9 protein-coding genes are annotated in these 13,062 nt (G+C 64.2%); 3 read left to right on the plus strand and 6 right to left on the minus strand.

The features are described 5' to 3' along the window. The first annotated feature begins 62 nt into the window (after positions 1–62). On the plus strand, positions 63–1,394 hold the full coding sequence (locus GGQ99_RS08415; RefSeq protein WP_183261975.1) for a sensor histidine kinase: 1,332 nt from the start codon (positions 63–65) through the stop codon (positions 1,392–1,394). Positions 1,395–1,437: 43 nt separating this feature from the next. On the opposite strand, the gene nadE is transcribed toward GGQ99_RS08415, so the two are convergent. The 4 genes from nadE to asnB are packed head-to-tail and all read right to left on the minus strand — an operon-like array spanning position 1,438 to position 6,249. Continuing rightward, positions 1,438–2,439, minus strand: coding sequence for an NAD(+) synthase (gene nadE / locus GGQ99_RS08420; RefSeq protein ID WP_183261977.1), 1,002 nt, complete (start codon positions 2,437–2,439; stop codon positions 1,438–1,440). Continuing rightward, positions 2,436–3,977 (minus strand): class I adenylate-forming enzyme family protein, encoded by a 1,542-nt coding sequence (locus GGQ99_RS08425; RefSeq protein ID WP_183261979.1) that lies wholly within the window; start codon positions 3,975–3,977, stop codon positions 2,436–2,438. The genes nadE and GGQ99_RS08425 overlap by 4 nt, the downstream gene beginning before the upstream one ends. Positions 3,978–3,995: 18 nt before the next feature. Next, entirely contained in the window at positions 3,996–4,283 is a 288-nt protein-coding gene (locus GGQ99_RS08430) for an acyl carrier protein (protein ID WP_183261981.1), read from the minus strand. Between the two features lie 22 nt (positions 4,284–4,305). Beyond that, complete coding sequence (asnB, locus tag GGQ99_RS08435; protein ID WP_183261983.1) at positions 4,306–6,249, minus strand: asparagine synthase (glutamine-hydrolyzing); 1,944 nt, start codon at positions 6,247–6,249, stop codon at positions 4,306–4,308. Positions 6,250–6,527: 278 nt separating this feature from the next. Between asnB and GGQ99_RS08440 the strand changes: the two genes are divergently transcribed. Together GGQ99_RS08440 and GGQ99_RS08445 are read left to right on the plus strand one after the other, a co-directional pair. Next, positions 6,528–7,211, plus strand: a complete 684-nt coding sequence (locus GGQ99_RS08440) for a N5-glutamine methyltransferase family protein (protein WP_246389450.1) — start codon at positions 6,528–6,530, stop codon at positions 7,209–7,211. A gap of 81 nt (positions 7,212–7,292) precedes the next feature. Then, entirely contained in the window at positions 7,293–8,408 is a 1,116-nt protein-coding gene (locus tag GGQ99_RS08445) for a hypothetical protein (protein ID WP_183261986.1), read from the plus strand. A gap of 9 nt (positions 8,409–8,417) precedes the next feature. Here GGQ99_RS08445 and GGQ99_RS08450 read toward each other — a convergent pair whose 3' ends face one another. Continuing rightward, positions 8,418–10,763 carry an SEL1-like repeat protein gene (locus tag GGQ99_RS08450; RefSeq protein WP_183261988.1) on the minus strand — a complete coding sequence of 782 codons (2,346 nt, stop codon included), beginning with the start codon at positions 10,761–10,763 and terminating at the stop codon, positions 8,418–8,420. Positions 10,764–10,795: 32 nt separating this feature from the next. Next, complete coding sequence (locus GGQ99_RS08455) at positions 10,796–12,964, minus strand: tetratricopeptide repeat protein (protein WP_183261990.1); 2,169 nt, start codon at positions 12,962–12,964, stop codon at positions 10,796–10,798. Between the last annotated feature and the right edge of the window lie 98 nt (positions 12,965–13,062).

A 13,062-nucleotide genomic window follows, 5' to 3' on the forward strand; every position in this document is an offset into this window, starting at 1 on the left:
AAACGGAACTCCCGGGACTGTTGCCCGTTAAAGCTTACCGGAATTCGAAGCGGCGGGCGTTGATGACTACCAGTGAACATCTACTCGGCCCGCTGCCTGCCGCAGCCTACACGACCGATGCCAACGGTCGGATCACCTACTTCAATGATGCGGCAGCCGAGCTCTGGGGGCACACACCGGAAATCGGCAAAGATGAATGGTGCGGTTCCTGGCGACTAAGGACGGCCGACGGCGAGCCCCTTGCGCATAGCGACTGCCCGATGGCGCTGGCGCTCAGGGAAGGCCGCGCGATCCGCGGTGCCGAAGCGATCGCCGAGCGGCCCGACGGAACGCTCGTGCCGTTCCTGGCATTCCCCGCACCGCTGCGCGACGCATCGGGCAACGTCACGGGCGCCATCAACCTGCTGATCGACATCTCGGTGCAAAAGCAGGCGGAAGTGCAGACGATGCGCTTGGCGTCGATCGTCGAATCTTCGGACGACGCCATCATCAGCAAGAACCTGTGTGGCATCATCGAGAGCTGGAACGCCAGCGCGACCCGGCTTTTCGGCTACTCTGCGGACGAGGCCATCGGAAAGCACATCATGATGCTGATCCCTGCCGACCGGCGGGACGAAGAAGACCTCATCATCGGCAAAGTTCGGAAGGGCGAGCGCGTCGACCATTTCGACACGATCAGAAGGCGCAAGGACGGCCGGGAGGTGGCGATTTCGCTGACCGTCTCGCCCGTGCGCAGCCCTTCCGGCAAGGTCATCGGCGCCTCCAAGATCGCCAGGGACGTCACCGAGCGCAAGGAAAGCGAAAACCGCATCCGCATGCTGATGCGTGAGGTCAACCATCGCGTGAAGAACCAGTTCGCCGTGATCCTTTCGATGATCCGCGAGACGGGCAAACACACGACGACGATTGCCGAGTTCGAGAAGCAGATCCGCAACCGCATCATGGCACTGTCGCGGTCCCAAGACCTGCTCGTCGACGGCGACTGGCGCGGCGCGAACCTCGCCGACCTGGTCGATAACCAGATCCGGCCATTCGCGGCGGAGCATCGTGTCAAGATCTCGGGCGAGCCGATCATCCTGTCGACCGTCGCAGTCCAGAACCTCGGCATGGCGTTTCACGAACTCGCAACCAATTCGGCCAAGCATGGCGCGCTTTCGTCGCCCGGTGGAACCGTCGAGGTCGGCTGGACAACGTCCGGTCGCTTCCGCCTGACCTGGAAGGAAAGCAATGGGCCGACGGTCGAAAAGGCGTCACGAGCCGGTTTTGGCAAGATCGTGCTCGAGCGGATCGCGCCGCTGGCACTGAACGGCGTCGGTCATCTCAACTTTGAACCGAATGGCATCACCTGGACGCTGGACGCACCTGTCGACCTGATCCGGAACGCCGCCCCGTAGCCGCCCTACCCAACCAGACAAGCAGCCCCAACTGCTGCCTGGTTCAAATCTCGGGAACCGGATCGACGAGCAGCGGCCCGCTGTGCAGATAACGTGTCGTCTTGCGCTTCGATGCAATATCCGTCCACACCCGCCCGACCTGCTCCACAGTCAGGCCCGTAGCACGACCGACTTCTTCTGCCGGCACGCCATGATTGAGCCCGTAGAGGCACAGGTCCATGCGGTCATAGGGCAAGGAGAAATAGAACTCCTCCTGCGTCTGCTGCAGCGAATAGGTGTCGGTCGTCGGCGGCCGCCGACGGATTTCCTCCGGCACGCCGAGGTACTCCGCAAGCTGGTAGACCTGCGACTTGTAAAGATGCGCGATCGGCTTGACGTCGGCGGCGCCGTCGCCGTTCTTGACGAAGAAGCCCTGGTCGTATTCCAGCCGGTTCGGCGTGCCGATCACCGCGTAGTTGAGACGGTCGGCGTGGAAATACTCGACCTGCTTGCGCGTGCGCTGCTTCATGTTGGTGGACGCGACGATGCCGAGATAAACCTGTGGCGGCATGCGCAGCTTGGTCTGCTTGCCGTCGGGATCCTGCACCACCAGCGAGGAGATGTTGTAGCCCTCATTGGTCAGCGCATTGGCAATCACGATCTTGCAGGCCCAGCCGGGCCCGTATTCGGGTACAAGCTGGCGGATGAAGGCGTCGCGGCGCTCGTAGCAGCCCATCGCCTTCAGGGTAGGGCCAATATTCTCGACAACCGCCGCGATGCCGAAAGTTTCGGCGACGAGGCGTCCGAGTCGCAGGCTCTCCGGGTCGGAATCGTCTTCCGGCATGAACAGGGCGAACACGTTCTTGGCCCCGACCGCACGTACCGCCAGGGCAGCGCTGACACTGGAATCGACGCCACCGGACAGGCCCAGGACAAGCCCTCGCCGGCGCAGCGTGCCGGTCAACTGGTTGCGCAGGGCCGCCGCAATCCTTGCGGCTTCGGCCTCGGGATCGATCGCCAGCGTCGCTGCGCTGAAGCTTCCGGCTTGGGCCACAGTCATGTTCATCCCGTCGGTTCCATGGATTCGGCGGCCAGACGCCGGCTCACCTTGCCAGTATCGGTCCTCGGCAACTCGGATCGAAACTCGATGATTTTCGGTACCATGAAATCCTCGAGATGCGCCTGGCAGTGGCGCAGGATTTCACGCTGGGTCACGCCGGGATCGGACAGCACGACGAGCGCTCCGATGGCATGGCCGAGAATGGGGTCCGGCACGCCGATCACCACGGCCTCGGCAATGCCGGGACAGGCGTGCAGCACGGCCTCGACCTCCTTGGGCGCGACCTTTTCGCCGCGCGTCTTGATGATGTCGTCCTTGCGCCCGACGAAATAGAGGAAGCCCTCAGCATCACGGCTGAACAGGTCGCCGGTGTAGAGCAGCTTTTCCCACGGATTTTTCCCCGGGCGCAGCATGCGGTTCGTCGCCTCTGCGTTCTCCCAATAGCCCTGCATGACATGTGGCCCGCGGATGACCAGCTCGCCGGGCGTATCCGGCGACACCGGATTACCGTCGTCGTCGAGCACGAAGGCTTCCGTGTTGGGGATGGCGATGCCGACCGAGCCGGGGCGCCGGTCGAGTTCCGCCGGCGGCAGGTAGGTGCAGCGCTTGCACTCGGTCAGGCCATACATCGAGTAGAGCCTGACCCCGGTGAAGAGCTCGCGCAGCCTGGCTATATGCGCGGGCGGCAGCGCCGCCGCCGTGTTGGTGACATAGCGCAGGCTCGGCAAGAACCCCGGCTTGATGTCGCGCATCTGCAGGATCAGCGCGGCCATCGTCGGAACGAGCGGGAAGCCGGTGACGCTTTCGGCGCGAATGACATCGAAGATCGCCTGCGGGAACGAAAATGACTTCTCCAGCACCAGCGTCGCGCCCATCTTGACCGACATTATCAGTTGGTAGAGGCCATAGTCGAAGGCCAGCGGCAGGACGTTGAGAATGATGTCGTCGGGCGTGTTCTCAAGATAGGTGGTGATCGAGCCGGCCGCGGCCTCGATGTTGCGGTGGGTCATCATCACGCCCTTGGGCCGGCCCGTCGAACCCGAGGTGTAGATCAGCATGGCAAGGTCGACATCTATGCCGCCATGGTTGGCCGGCGGCGCGTCACTTGCGAGGCATTGCTCGAACGAGACAGCCCCCTTCGGTGCAACGCCCCCGGCTGCGGTCGAGACCACCAGCAAGTCGTTGTCGCCGGCGGCCAGCGCCTCGCTGACGACGGGCAAAAGCCTGGCCTGGGTCAGCACGGCACCCGCCCGGCAGTTGCCGATGATGAAGTCGAGCTTGTCAGCCTTGGTCGACGGGTTGATCGGGCTGAAGACCGCTCCCGCCTTGGCAATGGCGAAGACCGACACCGCGGCTTCCCAGCAATTGTCCATGAAGACCAGCACGCGGTCGCCGCGTCCGATGCCGCGATCGCCAAGCGCTGCGGCAAGCCGATCAGACAGGCTGTCGAGTTCAGCATAGGACAGGCGCGCGTCGCGCGCAATCAGAGCAATCTTGTCGCCCCGCAAGCGCGCGCTGTCGCGCAAGAATTGCTCCAGTCGCATTGCCCTCTCCCGACGCCCTCAGGCGGCGCCTGCTGCCTGCTCCGCGGGCTGCACCTTTGCCGTCTTGGTCTCGATAAAGGCCGCGATGCACGCCAGCGAGTCGAGATTGGCTGGAACGATATCGGAATCCGCCATCTCGAGCCCGAACTGGTCCTCGATGAAGGTGACAAGTTCAAGCACGCCGGTGGAATCGACCACGCCGCTTTCGATCAGCGAAACGTCATCGTCCAATGCATAGGAAGTATCCCCGAACAGGAAATTTTCGATGATGAAGGCTTTGACGGTGTCCTTGATCTGCTGCGTCATGCTCTCTTCCTCTGGTCCATCCTCAGGCAGCCTCGGTGGCGCCCGCCCTCTTCCCGGCAAATGACCGGTTCCACAACTGCGTCGACAGGATGCCGACGAAGGCGGCATTGTCCCGGAAACCGGTCACCGCCTGATGCCGGCACTTTTCCGTCAGCTTCCGTACCGTCGAAACGTCAAAGAATCCCGAATCCGCGATCGCTTCCGGGCTCATCGCCTCGCGCATCCACTCCTGTTCGCCTGCGCCGACGAAAGACTGCGAATCCGGGGCGCGGTAAGGCTGCTTGACCCGCCGGCCGATTGATGCCGGCAGGAGGTCCTTGGTCGCTTCCCGCAGGATGTGCTTTTCCACCAGCCCCTTGAGCTTCATCGAAGGCGGCAGCCGGCTGGCAAACTCCACCAGGCGATGATCGAGGAACGGGAAGCGCCCCTCGATGCCATGCGCCATCGCCATGCGGTCGCCCTGGCTCGACAGGATGTAGCCCGGCAGCAGGTAGCGGCTTTCGAGATATTGCGCCTGGTGCAACGGGTGCCAGCGGGAGAACCGCTCCGGCAGGGACGCAGCAAGTTCGGCGGCAGCATCGTATGGAGCAAGCCTGGCCCGCAGGTCGGCCGAGAAGAACAGCTTTGCCGCCGCGGTGTTGCGCATCCGGGGACGATGCGAATAGAGCGGGTCGTCGAGGCTGTCCTTGCCGGCGCCGAAGAACGCCGCGAGATAGGCCGCCGACTGTTTCTGCAGCCCGGGCAGATAGGGATAGAGCTTGCGGAAAAGATGCGGCCTGCCTGTCGAACCAGGCTGGCGGTCGCAGAACCGCCGCACCAGCGTCTCCTTGAAGATGTCGTAGCCGGCGAAGACCTCGTCGGCCCCTTCGCCCGTCAGCACGACCTTGATGCCCCTGGCGCGGACAAGGCCGGACAGCTGGTAGAGCGGCGCCGGCGCCGTGCGGATGACCGGCCTTTCAGTGGCATCGATCACCTTAGGGAACACCGACGCGATGTCGCCCGGTCCGACATTCACCGCGCTGTGATGCGAACCGATGGCAAGGGCCATTTCCTCCTGGAATTCGCTTTCGTCATGCTCGGCACTGTCGAACGTCACCGAAAAGGTGCGCAGCCCTCCTGCCGCCATCGGTGCGGCCAGCGCCGAGACGATCGAGGAATCCAGGCCGCCCGAGAGGTAGGAGCCGACCGTCACGTCGGCGCGCATGCGTATGCGCGTCGCATCGGTCAGCAGCGCCCTGAGTTCCTCCGCCGCGCGGACTTCGTCACGCGGTTCGCGGCTCGCTTCGGCGTCGGGGAAATCGAGCCGCCAGTACGGACGCGTGGCAAGCCCGCCCTTGTCGGCGATCATGATGTGCGCGGGCTCGAGCTCGTAGACGTTCTTGAACGCCGTACGCGGGGCGATCGGCGCCCAGAGCGTGAATATCTGGTCGAGCGCAATCTCGTCGAGCTCGGCCGCAAAGCCGGGAACCTGCAGCAACGCCTTTACTTCGGAGGCGAAATACAAGGTGCCGCGCACTTCGGTGTAGAAGAGCGGCCGCACGCCCATCCTGTCACGGGCAAAAAACATGCGCTGGCGCGGCCCGTCCCAGATGGCGAAGGCGAAGTCGCCGTTCATCACATCGACGCAATCGGGGCCCATCTCCTCATAGAGATGCAAGATCACCTCGGTGTCGCTTCCGGTTCGGAACCGGCGCCCTCGCGCCTTCAGTTCGTCGCGCAACTCGACATAGTTGAATATCTCGCCGTTGAAGGCGATGTGGAGATCGCCCGAGGCACTGGCCATCGGCTGCTGCCCGTCGCCAAGTCCGACGACCGACAGGCGCGCGTGGCCAAGCCCGGCCCCGGGTGAAACATACACGCCCTGCTCGTCAGGTCCCCGATGCGCGATGCTGTCGGTCATCCGGCGCAGCAACTTTTCAGCTGCAGCTGGCTCGACATCGCCAAGGTACCCAACAAACCCACACATACGCCAAACCCTGATCCGCTAGCGCGACGAACGCACTTGTTATAGCGCAGGTTAATCAATGATAGGAAAGCACACTTCGGTTCCCAAGACACATCACAATGGCGACAGTCTTGGCCTTCCGGGCGCTCGACATCCCAGGAACGAAGCCTCACCATGTAAGCAATTGTATGAACAAGTCATGTTGATGGTCATCCTTGCCGGCGAATGCATTGATCAGTTGACGATCTTGGCCGCAGCAGGTTGTGATGGACGTCGCGAAAGACTTGGCGAGGGCAACAATGCATATCGTTAAGGGCGACGGCGACAATATTCGCCTCCACCGCTTCATGGGGATCGAGCTGGAGCTTGGACCCGGCGTACTCGTGCCGCGCGAGGAGACCGAGATATTGGGCAATGCCGCGATCGCTATCCTGGGCGGACGCGCGGCAGGCGCGCGCGTGATCGACATGTGTTGCGGCTCAGGCAATTTGGGCCTGGCGGTCGCCACCAAGGTACCAAGCGCCGAGGTCTGGAGCGCCGATCTGACGGACGCAACCGTGGCAGTAGCCCGCCGTAATGTCGAGCGTCTCGGGCTGGCCGATCGGGTGACAATTGCACAAGGCGACCTGTTCGGTGCGTTTGACGGGCTGGACCTCGCCGGAACCGTGGATCTCGTCGTCTGCAATCCGCCCTACATTTCGTCTGCCCGACTGGAGGGCGAACGCAGAGAATTGCTCGCGTCCGAGCCGCGCGAAGCCTTCGATGGCGGCCCCTACGGCCTGTCGATCCACCAGCGGCTGATCCGCGATGCGGCAGCATTCCTCAAGCCGGGGGGATGGCTGGCGTTCGAATTCGGCGAAGGCCAGGACCGCCAGGTCGCGGCCCTAGTTGCCAGGGGGCGCGCCTACGCGCCGGTGGAGTTTGCCACCGACGCAGCACGGTTGCCGCGCGTCGCAATCGCCCGGAAGCTCGCCCCAGCGTGAACCGAATTCGAATTTCGAAACGCTTCCTAGATATTTCCACCCTAAGCCATTGCTGTCGCGAAATGACCGAGGCTTCGCCCGATGCCTGAAATTCGTCCATTGCAGGCTGACGACCTCCCAGTCGTCGCCGACATGTTCCAGCGCGTGCTGCGCAAACGACGCACGCCGACGCCTGCGTCGCTGGCCGGCTACCTGCAGCGCCTCTATCTCGATGCCACCGACGGCAACGCCGGATCGCCGTCGCTTGTCCACGTCGCCGACAACGGTCGCGTTTCAGGCTTCGTCGGCGTTACGTCGCTGCCCATGCGCTTTGCGGAAACCAAGCTGAACGCCTCGATCTGCGGGTCGCTGATGGTCGACGAGGACCAGCGCAACGACCTTTCCGGGGCCAGGCTTCTCAAGGCATTCCTTGCCGGGCCGCAGGACATTTCCTTCAGCGAGACGGCAAGCGATGTCACCGCCAACATGTGGACGACGCTGCGCGGCACGATCCTGCCGCAATACAGCCTCGACTGGATCAAGGTCATCAAACCCGCGAGCTTCACCGTCGCGGGGGCCAAAGCCCGCGTACCGATCGCCCGTTTTGCCGCACCAATTGCCCGTGCCGCGGACGCCGGCCTGCGGCTCCGTCGCAGCGGCGAGTTCTCGCGCTGGTTCGGTGCCCGCGACGCCGCGGCGACACTCGGTCGCTACACGGTCTCCGACATCGACCAGGACGGATTTTCAAGGCTGCTCGGCAAATTCACGTCAAGGTTCGCGGTCCATCCGGAATGGAACGATGCCTTGCTCTCGCGCATCATGGCGGACGCCTCGGCCAAGAAGGACTTCGGTGCGGCTATCCGATGCACCGTGTCGACCCGAACCGGTGCCGTCATCGGCGCCTTCATGTATTTTGGGCAGGCTGGCGAAATAGGCCACGTCCTCCAGGTCTTGGCCCTGCCCGGCCAGGCCGGAGCAGTGATCGATTGCCTGATTGCTCATGCGGCAACAGCGGGCCTCGCAGCCGTCAGGGGACGAACCCAGCCTGCATTGCTGGAAGCGATGCTCGGTCGACAAATAATCTTCATCAACGTCAATTCGACCGTGGTGCACGCCCGCGATCCGGAACTCGTCCGGCAGTTCCAGGCCGGCAACGGCTTCTTCAACGGGTTGGTGGGCGAACACTGGAGCCGGATATTCGGCGACAGGTTCGACTGAACCACCGGCCTAGAAAGCGTAGGACAGAATATCTCCGGCCTGGCTGCTCATCGGTCCGTAGCGGCAGGCGCCCCGCATCGATTTCGACACGCAAAACCGGTTGACCGCGCGCGTCGTGGTTCCACTGAGCACGCCGTTTACCGGACCATTGTAGAAACCGGCCTGCTTGAGCTGGTGCTGGGCCAGGTAGATGTAGGCATTGGGATGGGTGGTGCGCATCATGCGGATGAGCGATTGGCGCGACTCCGCCGAGAGCTCATGCATGCGCGCTGCGATCTGCTGGTAGTCCCCCCGCCCTGAAGCGTCAGCGGAGAACAACATTTCCTCGACAAGCCGGTCACCGCGCGACAGCCAAGGCGACAGCCCGGCGAACAACTGCCGGGCGCGCTTCGGATCGGCCTTGATGAAGGTCGTGCGTCCGTAACGACGGCCGTCACGATAATAGCTGATCAGGTGGCGCGCAGCCGCGATGTTGCCGCTGGCGGCTGCTCGCTCAAGAATAGCCACCGCAGCCTTGGCGTCGCGTTTCGTGCCCATGCCGTAGAGCATGGCGTCGGCTAGCGGGACGACCGCATCGTTCAGGCCCATCGTCTCGGCCTGGCGCAGCGCCGCAACGCCGTCGGCCGGTTTGCCGGCGTTGCGCAGCAGGCTTTCCGACACTGCGGAGCCGAGAATGAGCAGACCGTAGGCGTCGCCAGCCTCGGCCGCCTGGCGGTAATATCCCGCGGCACGCCGACCATTGCTCTGCAGCAGTTTGCCTTCGCGGTAGAGATCGCCGAGCCTTATCAGGCCCTGCGTCCAGCCGAGCGACGCGGCTTCAGCATATTCCCGCATCGCCGCCGATATATCGGGCGGGCCTCCATCGCCTCGGGTCAGCAAATCGCCCATGACGACATGCGCCTCGCCTTCGCCGCTTTCTGTGGCCTTCCTAACCATGGCGCGACCTGCCGCGACGTCCTGCGTGGTGCCCTGTCCTCGCGCCGTCATCGCGCCAGCCCGAACCGCGCCGACAACGTTGCTGCGCGCCGCAGCCTGGCGGTAATAATCGAGCGCCTTCGGCAGATCGACCGCCTCAGTCATGCCATCGCTGTAGAAGTCACCGAGCCGCACCAGTGCGTCCGCGTCGTCGAGATCGGCCGCGCGCTTGTAGGCTGCAACGGCGCCTTCGCCGTCGACATCGCCCGATTGCGGCTCCCGCAGCAGATCGCCCAGGCTTATCAGCGCCACCGGATTGCCTGCATCGGCGATCCGCCGAACGATGCTGCGCCCGCCCTCGACGTCGCGCGCCGTACCAAGTCCGTGCGCCGTCAGTTCGCCCACCCGCAGGGCGGCGCGGATGTTGCCGGCGTCGGCCGCCTGCTTGTAGTAGGCGAGTGCTGCGGGGAAGTCGGTTGCCGGCAGTCCCGGTGTCACAACGCTATAGATGTCGCCAAGCAATGACAGTGCCTCGGCATCGCCGGTACCGGCGATGGTCTTTATCGAGGACAATCCTCCCTCGACATCCCGTCTCGTGCCCAGCCCGCGGAACGTCAGCTCGGCGACACGCAGCTTGCCGAGTTGCTGTCCGGCCCTCGCCGCCTTGTCGTAAAATTCAAACGCCTTGGCAAAGTCCGGTTTGCCGGCGCGGCCACTGCCATAGAGGTCGCCGAGCCGCAGCGACGCATCGAGATGGCCAAGGGCAACCGCCTTGGTGTAGGCCGTCTCCGCCTCCTGAATGTCGAGCGGGCCGACATTGCTGTCGCTCATGATGTCGCCCAGCGAAACGAGCGCGTGCAAATTGCCGCGATCGGCAAGCGAACGCACCAGCGCGCGGCCGGCCGTGCTGTCCTTTTCAGGGCCCTGGCCGCGCGCCAGCATTTCGCCGCTGCGCAGAATGCCTGTTTCGTTCCCAGCCGCCGCGGCGCGGCGGAAATAGCCGTAGGCGCGCGTCAGATCGACTGAGAGTCCGTGGATGCCGGGACGGCTGTAAAGATCACCCAGCAAGGCAAGGGCAGCGCCATCGCCAGCGGAAGCGACCTCTTCGATGGCGGCAAGGCCTGCCTCGACATCGCTTTCAGTGCCTTCGCCAAGCACACGCATTTCCCCGACGCGAAGCCTGGCGGGGGTGCTGCCGGCCTCGGCAGCCTGACGATAGTAGTCGAATGCCTTTGATAGATCGCGATTCGTGTTTGCTGAATCACTGTAGAGATCGCCAAGGCGCAACAGCGCGTCGGCATTGACGATGCGGCCGGGCGTCGCGGCATCGCCCGAGCCTGCAGATCCGCCCGTCTCCGGTGCGATTTGTGCCGACGATGCGGTACCCGCCAGGAGGATCGCGACAACAGCCGATAACGCGACATGACTTATACGAGACAAAGCCAACTCCCCAGCCACAACACCCGTGCTGTTCAGTAACGGACGCCTTCACCCGGCGCCGTTGCCGTCGGATCTTCTGCGTCGACCGCCTTCAGATAGTACTCCGCCGCCTTTTTGCCGTCCGCCGGCACGCCCCTGCCGTCGCGATAGAGGTCGCCGAGCCGGAGCAAGGCATCCGCCCGCCCCTGCCGCGCGGCACTCTCGTAGGCCGCCACCGCGGCCGGACCATCGATGGACCCAATGGCCCCCGAAAGATGAAGGTCGCCGAGAACGACATAGGCGTAGGGGTCACCGGCGGCGCCGACCTGCCTGACAAGGTCGAGACCCGCCGCGATGTCCTGGGATGTACCTTCGCCGCGCGCGGTCATCTCGCCCTGCCGCAGTCGGCCGGTCTCATCTCCGGCCAGCCCGGCCCTGCGGTAGAACTCGAATGCCTTGCCCGGATCGACAGGGATAGGTCCGCCCACCCGATAGATGTCGCCGATGCGCACCAGCGCATCGGGTCGACCGAGAACTGCCGCCTTCTCATAGGCACGCACGGCCTCCGGCGCATCGAACGCGCCTGTCGACCCGTCCGCCATTAGTGTTCCCAACGACATCAGCGCTTCGCTGCTGCCGGCATCTGCCGCCGCCCGCACCAGCGCCAGGCCATCGACAACGTTCTTGGTTGTGCCCTGGCCGCGCACCATCATCTCACCGGCGCGCACGCTGCCGATCACGTTGCCGGCATCAGCCGACTTGCTGAAATAGCCGTATGCCCGGGCCGGGTCGGCCTGCAGAAGCCCCCCTATGCCATGCTGGTAAAGCGCCCCGAGCAGGTTCAGCGCTTCGGGGTCTCCGTCGTCTGCGAGCGCATTCATCTGAGCCAGCCCCGCGTCGACGTCGCGGTTCGTGCCGCGCCCGAGCAGGGTCATCTCACCGACCCGTAGCTTGCCGACGATATTTCCAGCCTGAGAAGCCCTGACGTAGTAGGAGAACGCCCTGGGCAGCTCCGACGCCACCGAGCCGTTGCGGCTGTAGAGATCGCCAAGCCTGACCAGTGCATCAGAATGGCCGAGCGAAGCCGCCTTGTCGTAGGAGGCTACAGCTGCAGGGAGGTCGACAGGCGCCACAGTCGGGTCGCTGAGCAGATCGCCAAGCGCGATCAGCGCGAAGGTATCGCCGTGGTCGGCAAGGCCGGCCAGCATTGCGCGCCCCGCCTGGTAGGACTGGCCAATGCCTCGTCCGCGAGCCAGCATCTCGCCGGTCCGCAGGATCCCGGTCTCGTCGCCGCTGTCGGCGGCGCGGCGGAAATAGCCGAACGCCTTGGCAAAATCGATCGAGATGACACCGCCGTCGGTTCGGCTGTAGAGCGAACCCAAAAGCACGAGCCCGGCAGGATTGCGGGTGCGGGCAACCACTTCCTCGATCATCGCGATCCCGGCGTTGACGTCCTTGGCGACGCCCTGGCCGATGGCCGTCATTTCGCCAATCCGAAGCTTGGCGGCATCGTAGCCAAGCGCAACGGCCTTTCGGTAGAAGTCGAACGCCTTGGCCGGATCCATGGCCACCATGCCCGGGCCGCCCGGTCTATATAGATCGCCCAGCAGCACCAGCGCCTCGGCGTTGCCGCTGTCGGCGAGCGCGGCGATGATGGCCAATCCCTTGCCGGTATCGCGGGACACGCCCTGCCCGCGGGCCAGCATCTCGCCAACCCGTAGCTTGGCATCGTCGCTGCCGGCCTTGGCTGCCTGGTCATAGAAGATGTAGGCGCGTTTCGGGTCGGCGGCCACCACCCTGCCCTCGCGGTAGAGATCGCCAAGCCGCATCAGCGCCTCGGCGCTGCCCATCGCCGCGGCCTGCAGGTAGAGTTCGGTCGCTGCGAATGGATCGGCCGGAGCATCCTCGGAGGTTCCCATCAGGTCGGATGGTGAAATGATCGCGTAGATGGCGTCGGGCCGGCCCGGGTTGGCCAGGCCGCGATAATAAGCGAGCGCCGCCTCGGCACCACCGACCGTCGTCTTGCCATCACGATAGAGGTCGCCGAGCGCCATGTAGGAGGAAGCAACGGCCTTGATGAAGCCGTCGGGCCGCGCCAACTGGCGGCTTTGCAGGACTGGCGGCTTGACTGCAGGTGACGACTGAGCCTGCGCGTCGGGGCTGGCTTCAGCCGCGATTCCCGACATCATGACGCTGGCAAGACATAACCAGCCGATACGCATGGGCCCAAGCTCCCGACAGCGCGATGGCTGCATTCAAGCAAATGCAGCAACGCTAATATGAAACAATCATTGCACTTTCCCGGCAAGAACAATTTCGA

It is taken from the genome of Aminobacter niigataensis (assembly GCF_014200015.1).
Lineage (GTDB): Bacteria > Pseudomonadota > Alphaproteobacteria > Rhizobiales > Rhizobiaceae > Aminobacter > Aminobacter niigataensis.